Annotated in this window: 16 protein-coding genes and 1 pseudogene; 8 read left to right on the top strand and 9 right to left on the bottom strand. The window is 39.2% G+C overall.

Going from position 1 to position 15,790, the window contains the following annotated elements; genetic code table 11:
• Positions 1 to 249: hypothetical protein (locus AC1DUW_RS11690; protein WP_477642583.1), on the top strand; the 249-nt coding region annotated here is incomplete at its 5' end.
• Positions 250 to 325: 76 nt separating this feature from the next.
• On the opposite strand, the gene AC1DUW_RS11695 is transcribed toward AC1DUW_RS11690, so the two are convergent.
• The 6 genes from AC1DUW_RS11695 to AC1DUW_RS11720 all read right to left on the bottom strand — a co-directional run bounded on the left by AC1DUW_RS11695 (position 326) and on the right by AC1DUW_RS11720 (position 5,907).
• A complete protein-coding gene (locus AC1DUW_RS11695; protein ID WP_053347881.1) occupies positions 326 to 1,669 on the bottom strand; it encodes an MmgE/PrpD family protein in 1,344 nt (447 codons plus the stop codon).
• A gap of 17 nt (positions 1,670 to 1,686) precedes the next feature.
• Entirely contained in the window at positions 1,687 to 2,442 is a 756-nt protein-coding gene (locus tag AC1DUW_RS11700; RefSeq protein ID WP_053347880.1) for an amino acid ABC transporter ATP-binding protein, read from the bottom strand.
• Between the two features lie 4 nt (positions 2,443 to 2,446).
• Positions 2,447 to 3,118, bottom strand: a complete 672-nt coding sequence (locus tag AC1DUW_RS11705) for an amino acid ABC transporter permease (protein WP_053347879.1) — start codon at positions 3,116 to 3,118, stop codon at positions 2,447 to 2,449.
• A 24-nt stretch (positions 3,119 to 3,142) separates the two neighbouring features.
• A complete protein-coding gene (locus AC1DUW_RS11710; RefSeq protein ID WP_477642584.1) occupies positions 3,143 to 3,943 on the bottom strand; it encodes an amino acid ABC transporter substrate-binding protein in 801 nt (266 codons plus the stop codon).
• Positions 3,944 to 3,962: 19 nt separating this feature from the next.
• Entirely contained in the window at positions 3,963 to 4,496 is a 534-nt protein-coding gene (locus tag AC1DUW_RS11715; protein WP_477642585.1) for a GNAT family N-acetyltransferase, read from the bottom strand.
• A gap of 82 nt (positions 4,497 to 4,578) precedes the next feature.
• Entirely contained in the window at positions 4,579 to 5,907 is a 1,329-nt protein-coding gene (locus AC1DUW_RS11720; protein WP_053347876.1) for an LLM class flavin-dependent oxidoreductase, read from the bottom strand.
• 473 nt (positions 5,908 to 6,380) lie between these two features.
• On the opposite strand from AC1DUW_RS11720, the gene AC1DUW_RS11725 reads away from it, so the two are divergent.
• Entirely contained in the window at positions 6,381 to 7,529 is a 1,149-nt protein-coding gene (locus tag AC1DUW_RS11725; RefSeq protein WP_477642586.1) for an amidohydrolase, read from the top strand.
• A gap of 203 nt (positions 7,530 to 7,732) precedes the next feature.
• Positions 7,733 to 7,852 (top strand): annotated as a pseudogene (locus AC1DUW_RS11730) (hypothetical protein); the annotation flags it as partial.
• A gap of 247 nt (positions 7,853 to 8,099) precedes the next feature.
• On the opposite strand, the gene AC1DUW_RS11735 reads toward AC1DUW_RS11730, so the two are convergent.
• Positions 8,100 to 8,735, bottom strand: a complete 636-nt coding sequence (locus tag AC1DUW_RS11735) for a FusB/FusC family EF-G-binding protein (protein ID WP_053347874.1) — start codon at positions 8,733 to 8,735, stop codon at positions 8,100 to 8,102.
• 162 nt (positions 8,736 to 8,897) lie between these two features.
• Positions 8,898 to 9,161, bottom strand: a complete 264-nt coding sequence (locus tag AC1DUW_RS11740) for a CD3324 family protein (RefSeq protein WP_053347873.1) — start codon at positions 9,159 to 9,161, stop codon at positions 8,898 to 8,900.
• Between the two features lie 386 nt (positions 9,162 to 9,547).
• Here AC1DUW_RS11740 and AC1DUW_RS11745 point away from each other — a divergent pair, with 386 nt between their 5' ends.
• Positions 9,548 to 10,192 carry an SDR family oxidoreductase gene (locus AC1DUW_RS11745; RefSeq protein WP_477642587.1) on the top strand — a complete coding sequence of 215 codons (645 nt, stop codon included), beginning with the start codon at positions 9,548 to 9,550 and terminating at the stop codon, positions 10,190 to 10,192.
• A 44-nt stretch (positions 10,193 to 10,236) separates the two neighbouring features.
• Here the strand turns inward: AC1DUW_RS11745 and AC1DUW_RS11750 are convergent, their stop codons facing one another.
• The gene (locus AC1DUW_RS11750; RefSeq protein WP_477642588.1) at positions 10,237 to 10,803 is read right to left on the bottom strand and encodes a maltose acetyltransferase domain-containing protein; all 567 of its coding nucleotides are present in this window, start codon (positions 10,801 to 10,803) and stop codon (positions 10,237 to 10,239) included.
• Between the two features lie 369 nt (positions 10,804 to 11,172).
• On the opposite strand from AC1DUW_RS11750, the gene brnQ reads away from it, so the two are divergent.
• The 4 genes from brnQ to AC1DUW_RS11770 all read left to right on the top strand — a co-directional run.
• Positions 11,173 to 12,504, top strand: coding sequence for a branched-chain amino acid transport system II carrier protein (brnQ, locus tag AC1DUW_RS11755; RefSeq protein WP_477642589.1), 1,332 nt, complete (start codon positions 11,173 to 11,175; stop codon positions 12,502 to 12,504).
• Between the two features lie 155 nt (positions 12,505 to 12,659).
• The gene (locus AC1DUW_RS11760) at positions 12,660 to 13,526 is read left to right on the top strand and encodes an ATP-binding protein (protein WP_082527419.1); all 867 of its coding nucleotides are present in this window, start codon (positions 12,660 to 12,662) and stop codon (positions 13,524 to 13,526) included.
• Between the two features lie 15 nt (positions 13,527 to 13,541).
• Positions 13,542 to 15,458, top strand: a complete 1,917-nt coding sequence (locus AC1DUW_RS11765) for a vWA domain-containing protein (RefSeq protein WP_477642590.1) — start codon at positions 13,542 to 13,544, stop codon at positions 15,456 to 15,458.
• Between the two features lie 75 nt (positions 15,459 to 15,533).
• The coding region (locus tag AC1DUW_RS11770) for a hypothetical protein (RefSeq protein ID WP_477642591.1) at positions 15,534 to 15,790 on the top strand (257 nt) is incomplete at its 3' end.

Raw genomic sequence — 15,790 nt, forward strand, 5'->3', positions numbered from 1 at the left:
TTTTTGTTGGCTGATGAATTCACGAGTAAATTAGTGAAATTTACGAGTAAAGGAACAAAATTCACGAGTAAATTAGTGAAACTCACGAGTAAAGGAACGAAATTCACGAGTAAATTAGTGAAACTCACGAGTAAAGGAACAAAATTCACGAGTAAATTAGTGAAATTTACGAGTAAAGGAACAAAATTCACGAGTAAATTAGTGATACTCACGAGTAAAGGAACAAAACTCACGAGTAAATTCACTTAAGACTAATGAGCAGCCAATAATGCTAGGTATACAAAATAGACGAACAGTATATAAACACTGTCCGCCTAAGATACTATCATTCAGCTTCTGTAGTTGCTTCTTGAAAAACACCAAGTTCTGTGTGAGTAAGTGCATGGACAGATGCAATTATTTTCTCTGTCTTTACGTCATCTCCTATGGCTTGAAGCAATTTCTCTTTTAGTTGGGATTTAGTTAAAGGATTACCAGGGCTTCCTTTAGGTGTATCGATTCGTTTCGAAAGCACATCCTCACTTGTTGTGGTCACGTTCACAATTGTAAATCGTCCCACTGGGAGTGCTGTTTTTGAAGGCTTGGTCGTTACATCTATCTCTCTAGTTACTTTCTGAAAAGATTTTCTCCATGAAGAGGGAATAGGTTTCGATTCAAAAGATGAAAAGGTCAGCGGTTTGCCTGAGAGCGCGAGCCATACAATATACTCGATCGAAAATCTTCCTTCTTCACCAGTCGCGGGGTTACGATGTATCAAAGCGGAATCACCATTTGGAGGAAAGTAAACACTCACCGATTGAATATCTTCATCCGACAAATCGTACTTCTTTTGTAAAAAAACAGCTGCTTCCACGCCATGTGCAGCAGCAGAACAAAAAGGGTACTGTTTAAACCATAACCCTGGTGTAACGATACGCCATGTCTTTCCCCAATTTACTGTCAAATCGGGAACTCCATTATCCGCATATACCTCAAAGAAACCGTTCTTTCCATTTAAGAAGTCTGGGTTGCTATGTAATCCCGCACGAATCCAATCCGCTGAATCCACAGCGTTTTTAGCAGCAATTCCAACATGGAGTGGCTTTACCACAGTACCAAACTGAAGCCGTAGACCCGCCGATTGCGTAGCGGCCAAACTCATCGTTTCAGCTATTAAACGTGGAGGATATTCCCGTAAGTATGCAATCGCCCCAGCAGCAGCTATCACGCCTAGTGTAGCTGTATTATGCCAACCTTTTGTATAATGATAGGGGTTCATAGCTTCACCAAACCGAGCCATAATCTCCACACCAATCACATAGGCAGCTAAAAAACGATTCCCGGGCATTTCTGGTTCTCCCACCGCTAACAAAGCAGACAAAATAACTGCGCTTGGATGGCCTCTTACATCTGAATGTACATCATCATAATCTAGTAAATGAGCTTGAAAGCCATTGAAGAGTGCTGCTTGGGCCCTTGTTGCTTGAATGTCACTTCCAATCAAGTAACTCTTTCCATTTCCGCCTTCATCCAAAATGATTTGTTTTAAAATCGTAATCTCTTTCTCGGATTTTGTTTGATAGGAAACAGCTAGATAATCAAGCATTCCTTCGATGGCAGCATTTTTCACCAACTCATTTTCCAAAGGATTAGAATAATAGATCGCTTCTGCTAACATTTCCGTGTTCATCCACACCACTTCCTTTTTTACCTGGCTGCTACGTCTGATTCATCTCCCATTTGCCGTAAAAAACGCTGCGTTCTCGGATTAAGAGAATGGTCAATTACTTGTTCTGGGGTGCCTTGTTCGATAATATGTCCATCAGCCATGAAAATGACATGGTCCGCGACTTCCTTCGCAAATTGCATTTCGTGCGTCACAATCACCATAGTGGTATCTTCTTTTGCCAACTCCCGTATTACTTGCAAAACCTCATTAACCAATTCAGGGTCAAGAGCGGAGGTAGGTTCATCAAATAAAATGGCATGTGGCTTTACAGCTAAAGCTCTAGCGATGCTAACACGCTGCTGTTGTCCACCAGATAAGGTAGCGGGGTATTGTTTTGCCTGTTTTTCTAAGCCAACCCGTTTCAATAAATCCTCCCCGATTTGAATGGCTTCCTCTTTTTTCATCTTTTTGCTAACAAGCAACGCTTCAATCACGTTTTTTAAGGCCGTTTTATTTTTAAAAAGGTTATAGTGTTGAAAGACCATTGCGGTTTGTTGTCTTAATTGGTACGCGTCTCTCGCTTTATATTTTTGGGTATCCAATTTTACATCATTGATTTCGATGGTGCCGCTGTTGGGTTTTTCCAACAAGTTCAGACAGCGTAATAACGTTGATTTTCCAGAACCCGACGGACCAATAATGGCGACAACTTCCCCAGTTTTTATATCTAGATTAATATCGTTCAATACTTGTTTTTTATCAAAATGTTTGGTTAAGTTTCTTACATTTATCATATGATCACCTTCTAAGTGGTTTGCTGAGCCAAATCTCTAGATATTTTTGTATCCAAGAATAAAGAATAACCAATAGCCAGTAAATCAAGCCAACCACCAAATATGTCTCAAAAAAGCGCATGTTAGCGGATGCAATCATTTTTCCCTCTGCAAAAAGTTCTGTAATCCCTAATGTAAAGGCAAGGGACGTTTCTTTAATCAAAGATATAAACGTATTCCCTGTCGCAGGTAAAGCATTTAAAGCAGCTTGTGGTAAAATGATTCGCGAATAAATTTGCACTCTTTTCATACCAGTTGCAAGGCCGGCTTCCATCTGCCCTTTGTCCACGGAATTCAATCCAGCTCGGAAAATTTCTGCTAAATAAGAGGATTCTTTCAAACTAAATCCAATGATCGCCGCCATGATTGCGTCCATCGTTGTCAACGACGGGAATAATTGTGGTAAACCGTAGTAAATGATGAACAATTGTACTAACGTAGGCATTCCTCGAAATAAAGAGATATATAAAGCTGCCACATGGGTGATTCCAAAAATATTGCTGTTTCTTATTAAGGCTACTACAAGTCCAATTATAATGGCTAAAACCATCGAAACGATGGCTAAAACCAGGGTAATCGGAATATATTTTGCGATTTGTAGGGAAATTTCCAACATGTATTGTAAATCAAAATTCATAATGCTTTAAAACCTCCGCTATGCTTATTCGCCGGATTCCGTGGTAATATCTTCACCAAAATATTTATTGGACAGCTTCGCTAATGTTCCATCTTCTTTAAGCTTTTGAATTTCTGTTGTGAATTCTTCCTTGAATTTTTCACCTTTTTCTGTTTTGGTAAATGGATATCCTACATTTTCATAGGCAACTGGATCACCGACTAATGTTAACGGAAGATCATTTTTCTTTATTTCTACAACTAAAATTGGACGAGAATTGATATATCCATCTACACGGTTGTTAATAGCATCTTGCATCGCGCCATCCCTAGTTTCATAGGTACGTATCTTGATATCGCCGTTTTTATCGTATTTTTCTAGGTTCGCAATGTTATTTGAACCCAATACACCAGAAACGGTTTTTCCTTTTAAATCATCTAGTGTTTTAATATCAGTGTTTTTGGTGTTTGTTACAATTTGTGCACCATAATAACTATATGGTTCTGTAAAATGAAATTGCTCTTGGCGTTCTGGTGTTATAGCAACGGCATTCGCAACTGTGTCTAATTTACCTGAACCTAATTGTCCCATTATCCCACTGAAATCCGAAGTGACCCATTCTACCTTGTATCCTAAATCCTCGGCGATGAGTTCTGTAAGTTCTACGTCGAAACCTGTTAATTTGCCATTCTCCTGATAACCATTTGGATAACTTTGGCCAGTGGACCCCACTCTAATTGTTTTTTGTTCGGAATCAGTAGAAGTATTCTCTTGCTTTGCATCGCCACATGCTGTAAGTGCTAATACAAAAAGTAAAGCGAATCCAAGGGAAAGGATTTTTTTCATCGTTGTTTTCCTCCTAATTTTAAATAGTTTGATTATGTTTTGCAGTCCAAGCTTGATATTGTTCCGGTTGCAAAATTTTTCTCAAATATATCGTGAGATGGCCTTTGCCTAAATCTTTTTGACCTATTTCTTCGAATCCATTTTTTTCGTACATTTCTTTGAGCCATGGATGATTATCTGCCGTTCCAAGAGTAACCGCTGAGGCTTTCAGCTGCTTCTTCAAAATTTCTTCTTCGAGCCATGATAATACTTTTTTTCCTATGCCTTGACGCTTATATGCGGGGTTTGTAGCGAACCAGCCTATGTGTGGCAATACGAGCGGGCCAGGATTTGGACCCCACGGTAACCGAATCGATACGGTGGAAATGAATGTCCCATTTTCCTCCAGCACATACACCTTATTTTCGGCTATGTGTTTAATTGCTTCCTCTCTTGTGGCTGTTGCCGCAGAGAAGTGAATATCCAATTCTCGAATACTCGCATAAGCATCTAATGTTAAACGAAGAAATTTATCCACATCTTCTACTTGTACTTCACGAAATATTTGACTCATCTCGTACCTCCTATACTCTAGTAATTTCTTCTTCGGTAGGGTGGCTCTGTCTTTTTCGAACCATCATCCAGGTGTAAGAAGTTTAAAAGTTATGAGAATATTGATTGACCGGTTTATCCAGGCCAAGATTCCCTCGTAATGTGTTACTTTCATATTTCGTACGGAAAATTCCTTTTGATTGCAGTTCTGGGACAACAAGTTCAACAAAATCTGTTAAAGAATCTGGCAAGAGGGCAGGCATAATATTAAAGCCGTCAGCTGCATTTTCATTCACCCAATCTTCAATCTTATCCGCAATCTGCGTTGGTGTTCCAATTGCGATATGATGTCCGCGTGATCCTGCAACCCATTGATATGTCTGACGTAATGTTAAATTTTCATTGGTCGCTCGTTTAACGATCAAATCATATTTACTTTGGATACTATCTACATTATCAGGCAATGAAATATCAGCAAACGGTGTATCCAAAGGGATACTCGAAAAATCCACATTTCCAAAATACCTTCCCATAATAGCCAACCCTATTTCGGGAATAATTAACTCCTGTAATGCCTCATACTTCTCTTGGGCTTCCTTCTCAGTCTGTCCCACAATCGGGAACAATCCTGGCATAATACTCAAGCTGCTTTTCTCCCGATTAAAAGCGGCCAAATGACTTTTTAACTCATTGTAAAATGAAATCGCGTCTTCCTTGTTCTCCTGCGCAGTAAAGACAATCTCTGCGTGCTTTGCTGCAAGCAATTGCCCATCGCCAGAAGAGCCTGCTTGTACGATAACCGGATGCCCTTGAGGAGAGCGAGAAACATTTAATGGTCCTTTTACAGTGAAGAACTCCCCTTGATGATTGATTTCATGAAACTTGCTTTCATCAATAAATTGACCTGTTTCTTTATCAATAATCAACGTATCGTCTTCCCATGAGTCCCACAATTTCTTGGTAACTTCAACAAATTCAGTAGCTCTTTTATAACGTAGACTATGTTCTAGATGTTCTGATTTATTAAAATTTGCTGCTGTAGAGGCAAGGGACGTTGTGACTACGTTCCAGCCAGCACGGCCCGAGGTAATATGGTCTAAAGAAGCGAATCTTCTAGCAACATTAAAGGGTTCTTCGTAGGTGGTGGAGGCTGTTGAAACCAAACCAATATTGGAAGTCGCCGAGGCTAGATAAGATAACAGGGTCAATGGCTCAAATCGTGTCAGAATATTAGGGTGCGAGTCCTTTGCAACTGACAAACTATCTGCCAAAAATAATAAATCAAATAAACCTTTTTCGGCAGTCTGCGCTAACCCCTTAAAATAATCGATGTTCATATTAGCTTTCGGATTGGCGTTTGGATGTCTCCAAGAAGCAACGTGATGTCCTGTTCCAGCCAAAAATACACCTAGTTTTACTTTTTTCTTTTTCATGTGTCAATTACTCCTTTGTGTCTTCACTTTTAAACGCAGGGGATTTATAATATAAATATCCTTACAGGTTTACTATGAATTGTTGCTAAAATAAAACCCGCTTCCAATTAGAAGAGGGTTTCTTCCGCCCAAAGTGTATGTAATGTCTTTACTTTTTTACTACTATTGAAATTAAATACTTTTTTGTATTGATACGTTAATATAGTAAATTACTTCAAATGGTAGCATTTTGTATAATAAATTGTCAATGGAAAATATTCAAAATAAACACTTTTCATTTCTGGGATATGATTGACTTCATTCCATCAGATGCTTACCATGCTACATAATTTAGAACTCATACTTTACACGTTTATCAACAAGCGATAGCTGCTTCAATTGATATTCCTTGGATATTAGTTTCGTTCTTTAATTTTTTCATGAGAATGAATGGGGAAAGCTTTTAATCGTATTTTTGAGGAGATGGATAACCGTTGACTATAAGCAATGTAGAATTAGAGAAGTATCTATTGAAATTCAGGCGTGATCTTCATATGACACCTGAATTATCAAACGAAGAATTTGAAACGACTAGGAAAATTAAAGAAGCACTTCAATCTCAGGATATTAAGATACTTAATTTTCCATTGAAAACGGGTGTGGTAGCTGAGATAAAAGGAAGCAAGCCTGGACCTACGATAGCACTTCGCTCCGATATTGATGCTTTACCGATTTTGGAGCAATCTGAGGTGAGCTTCCCTTCAAAGCACGTTGGCGTTATGCACGCATGTGGTCATGATTTTCACACCTCTGTCATTTTAGGAACTGCTTTTTTATTAAAAAAAGAAGAAAGAGATATGGCCGGAACGATTCGTTTGATATTTCAACCTGCAGAGGAAACGGGACACGGTGCAAGTGCTTTAATGGAAACCGGTGTGTTGCATGATGTGGATGTGATTTTTGGTCTTCATAATGATCCGACGTTGAAAGTTGGAGAGTTAGGAACAAAACATGGTGCATTGACAGCGGGAGTGGATCGCTTTGAAGTGCATGTTAAAGCAACTGGCTCACATGCGGCTAAACCGGAAGAGGGGAATGATCCGATTATCATAGCAGGACAAATTATCTCAACGTTGCAAACCATCATCAGCCGAAATGTTGCACCAAAAGAGACTGCCGTTTTGAGCATCACTCAAATTCATAGTGGATCAACGTGGAATGTTATCCCTGATAGTGCATATTTAGAAGGGACCGTCCGCACCTTCAGTAAAACCCAACGAGAGTTCATACAGAAACGTATGAAACAAGTCTTACATGGTATAAGTGAAACATTCAATGCAAAAGTTGAATTATCTTGGCATCCAGGTCCCCCATCAGTTGATAATACGCCAGAATGGGCAGATTTGATGCTTCAGGTTGGAGAATCAGCAGGCTACACGACAAAAATGCTAGAAGCTAGCTCAATAGGTGAAGATTTCGCTTTTTACCAAGAAAAAATACCAGGTGCTTTCGTAATGATAGGTTCAGGCGGTCCGTATGACCTGCATCATCCGAAGTTTATTGTAGATGAAACGGCACTTTTCCCAGCCGCTTCCTACTTCCGCTTATTGGCTTTAGAAGCGGTGAAAAAAGTAAAGAGTTGATAGTAAATCGAACACAATTTGTTAAACAAGCGAAGAAACAAGCTAAATAAGAAGGCCACCAAATTAGTGACCTTATTATGCATCCAATGAAAGTAGTAAAATCGTACACAACCAGTCAACTAAATGAAATATTTGAAGTAAAAGAGAAGGGGGGGGGGCATATCATCATGAAAACCTATCCATTAAATGAATCCGATTATCATTTAATTGCTGCTGGAGACGCAAGAAGGGGGCAAAGCCTAATTGTTTGGGCCATCAATGAAGGCCGTGAAGTAGCAAGGGAAGTAGACCGCTAYTTGATGGGTTCGTCGGTATTACCTTAAACAGAAAAAAGAAGYGCCATAAAAAYGATTATGGCGCTTCTTTTTTTGTTGGCTGATGAATTCACGAGTAAATTAGTGAAATTTACGAGTAAAGGAACAAAATTCACGAGTAAATTAGTGAAACTCACGAGTAAAGGAACGAAATTCACGAGTAAAGTTGAGTTTGATCCTATACTATAACTAAAATTAAGACACAAAAAGCAATTCTTCCATAATGAAGGATTGCTTTTTTATTCGGATACCATATTTACTTTATTCGCACGATAAAATCATTTAATTTATCCAATGTGGTGATGTTTTGATTGCATTTTAAGCTATCCAAGCAAATATAATTACCTTTTTTAATGAATGTACCTTGTACTGTTCCTTTTGTTTCGGACATAAACATTCCTAATTCTTCAAAGCGACTGCATATGGCACAGATACCTTTTTTGTTAGAAGGTTTAATTGTCCCATGCAACCCCAATAGCTTATTGTGATGAGGTGCTATGATGAATTTTTTTCCGGAGCCGATATCATCCCATCCCAAATATGAAATCTCTCTCAAGTCTAAGTTCTCTAACATAGGGTTCTTTAACTTCTTCGCTTTAGGAAATAGCTTTTTGATTGTTTTTTCAGTCACTTCTTTAAAAGGAATCACAAATGGCTTTATCTTCAATAGAAACACTTCAGCTTGTGCAGGCTCTTTGATGGTATCAATTGGGTCTAATACTTGCCTTTGCTCCTCACTCAATTCATTGAATAAGCTTAACACTCTTTCTTTCGCGACTGTTTTCAGGGTATGAATAACATCCCTATCATTCGCAGTCGCGTGTCCATTTATGAGAATCTGAGTTTGAGACTTAATAAAGTTATATTGCTCACTTCTGATAAAAGGTTCCATTTTTCCACCCCTGTTCATGTTGCTACGATACCTTTTAAACTTGGTACCGTTTCTATTTACTTTACAGAATTTGCATCAACATTGAAAGGTAGAAAACGACTAAGAAACATACTCGACATATGAGTAGCGCTGATAATATTATCAGCGCTACAATTTTATTACCTATTTAGAATAAACGATTTTTTTGATGGTTTCTATGGAGAGAAAATGTTCCTCGGCTAATTGATGAATTGTATGCCCCTTTTTAAATGCATATTTAATAGAAGCATTTCTGTCATCAATGTATTTCCTTGATCCCGAACTAGCTCCCCACTTTTGATAAGTCGTTTCTAGTTTAGGGATATATATTGTTTCACCTTGTATATACTTTTGAATTTCCACAATCAGCTTTTCAGGTAAAACAGTCGTTGCTTTTACATATTTCATTTCTGCCAGCCCCTTATTCTTTTTTTAGAACAAAATAAGGTGCAAAGCCAAATATATAGAAATGATAAGCTGGGCGATGTTAGTTTAGATTAATTTTACCCCATGCAAAGTATCGCCTCCAATACTAGGCTTTGCATGAGACGCTGCAGAAGGTGGCATTAAAAGTCTTATTGCCATCTTTACACCTCCCCTTTGTGTTATAAATAACACTTATTTTAATTATTATAAAATATATAAATGTGATTGCAAACTATTTCCAATATATGACGATGCAAAATGAACGGACCCAAATGGATAGAAGGATGGGCTGATTGTTTGATAATGAACTTTGTACATGAAATAATTGAATATAGAAAGTAAACTAACCATTATGGGAGCTGACTTTTATGAAAGTATTCGTAGTTGGGGCAAATGGGCAGATCGGTAAACACCTGGTTGATTTACTAAAAGATAGCCAGGAACATAGTGTACGAGCAATGATTCGCAAAGAAGAACAGAGGAAGCATTTTGAGAAAATCGGAGTCGAATCTGTAATCGTAAGTTTAGCGGGATCAGTGGATGAGATTGCGAAAGCGGCAAATGGGTGCGATGCAATCGTGTTTACGGCAGGATCGGGAGGCAGCACAGGCGCGGATCAGACGCTTTTGATTGATTTAGACGGTGCTGTTAAAACGATTGAAGCAGCTGAAAACCTAGGAATCAACCGATTCATCATGGTCAGTGCCTTTCAGGCGAATAATAGGGAAAACTGGAATGAAGCCATCAAACCATATTATGTGGCCAAACACTATGCGGATAGAGCATTGTTACAAAGCAGTTTAACGTATACCATCATCCGGCCGGGTGGACTTGTGAACGAACCTGGCACAGGCCATGTAGCCGCTGCTGAGGAACTGGAAAGAGGGACGATTGCGCGGGAGGATGTGGCTCAAACAATTCTTGCCTCATTAATCGAAGAAAATACGTATAACCGTTCCTTTGACTTAATAACAGGGGATACACCGATTCCTCAAGCGTTAAAAACAATTTAATAAGAAAAATAGAGGCAGAGCCTTTCAGAAGTGAATGTGCTCTGCTATTTTATTCCTTCTATATATTTGATGATCTTCGCAGGGTTTCCACCTACAACCGCACAATCTGGGACATCTTTTGTTACAACAGCTCCCGAAGCAACAACAGCATTGTTCCCTATTGTAATTCCGGGATTGATGATGGCTCTGCCGCCAATCCAAACATTGTCTCCAATCGTTACGGGCTTTCCGTATTCTACACCTGAACTGCGTTCGAATGGGTCTAGTGGATGTGTGGCTGTATAGATATGTACCCCAGGAGCCAACATACAATCCCTTCCTATACGGACTTCGCAAGTATCCAGGATGACACAATCAAAATTCGCATAAAAGTTTTCCCCTACAGTAATGTTATACCCATAGTCACAACGAAAAGTGGGCTCAATGTATATCTTTTTCCCACTGAAACCAAAAAGCTCCCTCAGAAGTTCAATTCTTTTACACTCATCGGTTTCCGTTGTCTGATTGTATAGTCGGGTTAACCTTCGTGCATTCGCTCTATCTTTTACTAATTCTGGGTCCGCCGCAATATATAGTTCTCCGTTCACCATTTTTTCTTTTTCTGTCTTCAATACTTCAACCTTCTTTCTAATATGTTTTGTTATAAAGTGAAAATATCACTGAATATAAAAATAATTTTAATAGGAAATGAGTTGTACCCATTTTATAACCCTCTATGTTAAATCGCTATATATTGCTTTGTTATCTCTCATTTTAATAAAGGTAACAGAAAAAGAAAGATTTTTCCGAATAATGAAAGAAATAATTTTTGACAAACGTTCCAGTGCATTTTATAGTAAGGGTTGTTGTGTTTAAGTTTCAGGTGGATACATGACAATGAAATAAGTAAATTCCGTAGTTTATTTCACTTTTAAATCGAAATTAGATGGACAACATCTCTTTTCTTTTGTTAAGAGAATCAAAATATTGGAGGCTTCAAAATGTCAAAGAAAGCACCACTTTCTTTTGTTATTGTTACAGGATTAATGCTTTTTGCTTTATTTTTTGGTGCAGGAAACTTAATATTCCCTGCTATGCTCGGTCAATCGGCCGGGACAAATTTATGGTCTGCTAGTTTAGGATTTATCATTACAGGTGTTGGATTGCCATTTGTCACAATATTAGCATTTGGTTTTTCAGGTAAAAGTGATGTGCAGTCGCTTGCAAGCAGAGCGCACCCGATGTTCGGTTTTATTTTCACAGCCGTTCTATATTTATCGCTCGGGCCGTTATTCGCTCTTCCAAGAACGGGAAGTGTGTCTTATGAAATAGGGATTAAACCTTTTCTTCCAGATGGAGTCGGCTTTTTACCTTTGCTAGTATTTACGGTCGTATACTTTGGACTTGCCTGTTTATTATCTATTAACCCATCGAAAATGTTGGATATTGTCGGGAAAATTCTAACTCCACTATTATTGATTTTTATCGGGATACTAATTGTAGTGGCAATTGCAAATCCAATGGGCGAAATACAATCTCCTATTGCAGATTATTCAGATAATTCGTTCTTCAAAGGTTTCAAAGAAGGATATTTAACTATGGATACGCTTGCTGCATTTGCATTTGGTATTATTATCATTAATGCAATCAAAGATAAAGGAATTACTTCAAGAAGAGAAGTTTTAGGTTTCTGTATGAAAGCCGGCCTTATAGCAGCTTCTCTATTAGTAATTGTTTATACTGCTTTAACTTATGTCGGAGCAACTAGTGTGGAAAAACTTGGTTATTTAGGGAATGGTGGAGACGTTCTAGCGCAAGCTTCGAATTATTTTTTTGGTTCTGCAGGTGCAGTACTGTTAGGATTAATTGTAATCGCAGCTTGTTTAACTACTAGTATAGGCTTGATAACAGCTTGTGCTTCCTATTTCAATAAAGTAATTCCTGCTGTATCGTATAAGTCATTTGTTATTATTTTTTCAGTTTTTAGCGCAGCTGTTGCCAATGTAGGTCTGACCAAACTAATTTCGATTACAGTGCCTGTGTTAACCGCGATTTATCCATTGGCCATCGTTTTAATTGTGTTAACATTCTTGCATTCCTTTTTCAAAGGAAAATCCGAGGTATACTTTGGGAGTTTATTATTAACAGCCATCATCAGTATTTTGGATGGATTAATGGCTTCCGGTGTTAAAATTTATGCTGTTTCCGATTTTTTCACCGATTTTCTTCCATTATATAGTGTAGGAATAGGTTGGGTGCTTCCAGCCATTTTTGGTGGTGTATTAGGCTTTGCGATAAGCTTAATGAAAAGGAGTCCCGAAGAAGTGTATTAAGCCTAGTTATTCACTTTATGAAAATAGGCATCAGAACTTGAACGTTGAATGTAAATGATTACTCTTAGAGCTGTCTATATGACGGCTCTTTTTCTTAGTGTTTGTTTTTACCRGCAAAGAGCATTAAAATGATGAAAAAGGGGTGTATGGAGACAATGATTAATCGTTTACCAAAAGAAATAGCTAATATTTTACATACAAATAAAAAAAATTCCTCTCAATTTGAGGAACTGATAAGGAAAGGTGGATATCTGCCTCCTGAGATGGAGTTGATGGTGGATGCCATTACAGCCTTAAGTATGGGGAAGAACATCCTCTTGAAAGGACCGACAGGGGCAGGGAAGACGAAATTTGCCGAGACGTTATCGAATTTATTCAACCAACCGATGTTCAGTGTCAACTGCTCAGTCGATTTGGATGCTGAAAGCTTATTGGGCTTCAAGACGCTTGCTTACAAAGAGGAAAAACAGGTGATTGAATTCGTTCCAGGTCCTGTTATCAATTCGATGAATCACGGACATTTCTTATACATAGATGAAATCAATATGGCGAAGCCGGAAACACTGCCGTTAATCAATGGGGTGCTCGATTACAGGAGAACGATAACGAACCCGTTCACGAACGAAGTCATCACTGCGAAAGATGGTTTTAACGTAATTGCTGCAATAAACGAAGGCTATGTCGGTACAGTACCGCTGAATGAGGCGCTGAAAAACCGGTTTGTCGTGATCGAGGTTCCTTATATCGAAGGAGAGCAGTTAAAGCAATTGATTCAATCGAATACACAGTTGAAGGATTCAAGAAGTATCGAATTGTTCGTTAAGCTGTCAGGTGACTTAATAAACGCCGTTAATCAAGGAAAAGTGGCTGAAGATGCAGCATCAATTCGGGCTTTGCTTGATGCCTGTGACCTCAGTGTATTGATTCCCCCGAAACGTGCGATTCTTCGCTCCATCGTGGATAAGTTGGACGAGGAACGAGAGCGGGAGTTTGTGAAGAATTTGGCAGATACATTATTCTAACTAGGAGAATGCCGCATGAAGTATATTCGATTCAATGATTCAATAATTGATACGACCCTTTTTTTGCAGCTGCAGGATCTATCGACTGTCTTATCAGGTATTCCTGACCTGGAATTTGAATATAATTATGGTTCCTTTATTGATCTGATTCAGACTAAGGTCACAGCCAGCCATTTTTGGGAAAATGGGAATCAGGAGGTAAAAGAAGCGGGATTGAAAACAGATGTGCTGCTTAGAACAATTGGGACGCTGCATCATTCTACAATCCTAAGCATGAAAGAGTACCAGGACATCATAGAAGAATGCTCGCTTCCAAAGTTTGCTGCCCAGTTGTTCACCATATTCGAAGATCTGCGTTTGGAGGAATTGGTGAAAAAAGAACGTCCTGGCACGAAAAAGTGGTTCTCTGTACGGGGAGCTTACCTAAAACAATATTTTGAAAGCCAATTAGCGACAAATGTCACAAGAAGCTTTGCGTTAGATGAGCTGTTCTGCCTCGTTTATTTACTGATTCATTCGGATAGGCCAGATCCTGTTTTTCCGAGAGCTAATGAACGTCAACTAGAAGAACTGGAAAAAATTAAATCGCTTATTCATTCGGTCTTTGAAGCAACAAAAACGAGTGATATCACTAGAATTTGTGAGCAAATCGTTTTTAGGTTGAACGAAGAGTATCAGGATACGATGAATGAATATTTCATATTTCCTGTTGCTAATGTGGAGAAGTATAAAGCGAATACGTTATTTGATGAACTAACAAGAAATGATGAACTGGTGAACGATGACGCAGAAGATGTAAGTGAAGAGAATAGTGAGTTTATTGATGAAAAATTCTCGACATGGCATCGCGAGAATAAAAATGGCGAGAATAATTCGACCTTCCTTCAGTTTGAATTGGAGCAGGGAACGAAAACAAGCTTGATGGGCGGCGGAGCTCGGGAAGCGGAAGATGCTGACCAGGCGCTGGCCTCGATTCAAGGCTCGTCAGGAGAAAGTGAACAAAAGGAATACAAGCAACAGGAAACGCTCGAAAAGAAGCAAACGAATATCGGAAAAAGTGGTGAACATCCATTTGGCGAAGAAAATAAAGACGTCGTTCAGATAATTAAGGAAGCAAAAATGCCCACTCCTATTGAGGAAAAACGCTATCGCGAGTTTGTTGCAGATATTGAACCGTTCAAGAGAAAACTCTCAAGTACGATTGAAAAAACACTCGAAAATAAAAAGAATGCACCAAGAAAAGACTTGGTCTATGGCCGCTTATCAAAGAAATTACTGCCGCTTGTACTCGACGAAAATCCAAGAGTCTTTTACAAAAAGAATAGGGATTCCAATGAAATAGATGCTGTGTTCACGCTATTGATCGATTGCTCGGCCTCTATGCATAACAAGATGGATGAAACAAAACGGGGGATCGTGCTGTTTCATGAAGTGTTGAAAAAATTAAGAATTCCTCACTCGATTGTCGGTTTTTGGGAGGATGCAAATGAGGTGAAAGAAGGCTATCAGCCGAATTACTTCCACGTGATCCAATCCCATTCTGATTCGCTTTATCAAAATTCAGGCGCAAAAATCATGCAGCTTGAACCGGAGGAAGACAACAGAGATGGCTACAGTATCAGGGTTGCAACAAAAGAATTGGAAAAAAGGAGAGAAAAGAATCGCTTCTTGCTCGTATTTTCCGATGGTGAACCGGCCGCAGCCGATTATGACCAAAATGGAATCGTCGACACGCATCTTGCCGTATCCGAAGCCCGGAAAAAAGGAATCGAAATCATTGGCATGTTTTTAGCGGATGGAAGCGTTGATGAAAGTGAAGAACTGACGATGAAAAACATCTACGGCAAAGAACGGCTGATGATTCCGAGTGTAGCTGAATTGCCAGAGCATTTTACCCCGCTATTAAAGAAGCTGTTACTGAAGACCATTTGAGAAAGCCATGTACCTGCACTCTTTCGCTCAACATTCATATTCTAGACTGTAACCTAGATGGGGAGTGAAAGAAAAATGGAAGATACAAGGCAAAACTATGGTGAATTTGGAAGTTTTGATGGGGCCCCTATGACGGGAGAGTTTGGTGAATTTGATCGACCCGGAGGATACCCAATGCCCGGAGGTCAAGGCCAGCCCGGAGGATTTCCGATGATGCCGGGAGGTCAAGGTCAGCCTGGAGGATTTCCGATGATGCCGGGAGGTCAAGGCCAGCCCGGAGGATTTCCGATGATGCCGGGAGGTCAAGGTCAGCCTGGAGGATACCCAATGCC

The sequence above is a fragment of the Peribacillus sp. P4_C12 genome (assembly GCF_056402095.1).

What these genes read in the sequence shown, in the direction of transcription:
- AC1DUW_RS11695 (WP_053347881.1), bottom strand. Translation starts at nt 1,669, where the DNA reads ATGAACACGGAAATGTTAGCAGAAGCGATCTATTATTCTAATCCTTTG.
- AC1DUW_RS11700 (WP_053347880.1), bottom strand. Translation starts at nt 2,442, where the DNA reads ATGATAAATGTAAGAAACTTAACCAAACATTTTGATAAAAAACAAGTA.
- AC1DUW_RS11705 (WP_053347879.1), bottom strand. Translation starts at nt 3,118, where the DNA reads ATGAATTTTGATTTACAATACATGTTGGAAATTTCCCTACAAATCGCA.
- AC1DUW_RS11710 (WP_477642584.1), bottom strand. Translation starts at nt 3,943, where the DNA reads ATGAAAAAAATCCTTTCCCTTGGATTCGCTTTACTTTTTGTATTAGCA.
- AC1DUW_RS11715 (WP_477642585.1), bottom strand. Translation starts at nt 4,496, where the DNA reads ATGAGTCAAATATTTCGTGAAGTACAAGTAGAAGATGTGGATAAATTT.
- AC1DUW_RS11720 (WP_053347876.1), bottom strand. Translation starts at nt 5,907, where the DNA reads ATGAAAAAGAAAAAAGTAAAACTAGGTGTATTTTTGGCTGGAACAGGA.
- AC1DUW_RS11735 (WP_053347874.1), bottom strand. Translation starts at nt 8,735, where the DNA reads ATGGAACCTTTTATCAGAAGTGAGCAATATAACTTTATTAAGTCTCAA.
- AC1DUW_RS11740 (WP_053347873.1), bottom strand. Translation starts at nt 9,161, where the DNA reads ATGAAATATGTAAAAGCAACGACTGTTTTACCTGAAAAGCTGATTGTG.
- AC1DUW_RS11745 (WP_477642587.1), top strand. Translation starts at nt 9,548, where the DNA reads ATGAAAGTATTCGTAGTTGGGGCAAATGGGCAGATCGGTAAACACCTG.
- brnQ (WP_477642589.1), top strand. Translation starts at nt 11,173, where the DNA reads ATGTCAAAGAAAGCACCACTTTCTTTTGTTATTGTTACAGGATTAATG.
- AC1DUW_RS11760 (WP_082527419.1), top strand. Translation starts at nt 12,660, where the DNA reads ATGATTAATCGTTTACCAAAAGAAATAGCTAATATTTTACATACAAAT.
- AC1DUW_RS11765 (WP_477642590.1), top strand. Translation starts at nt 13,542, where the DNA reads ATGAAGTATATTCGATTCAATGATTCAATAATTGATACGACCCTTTTT.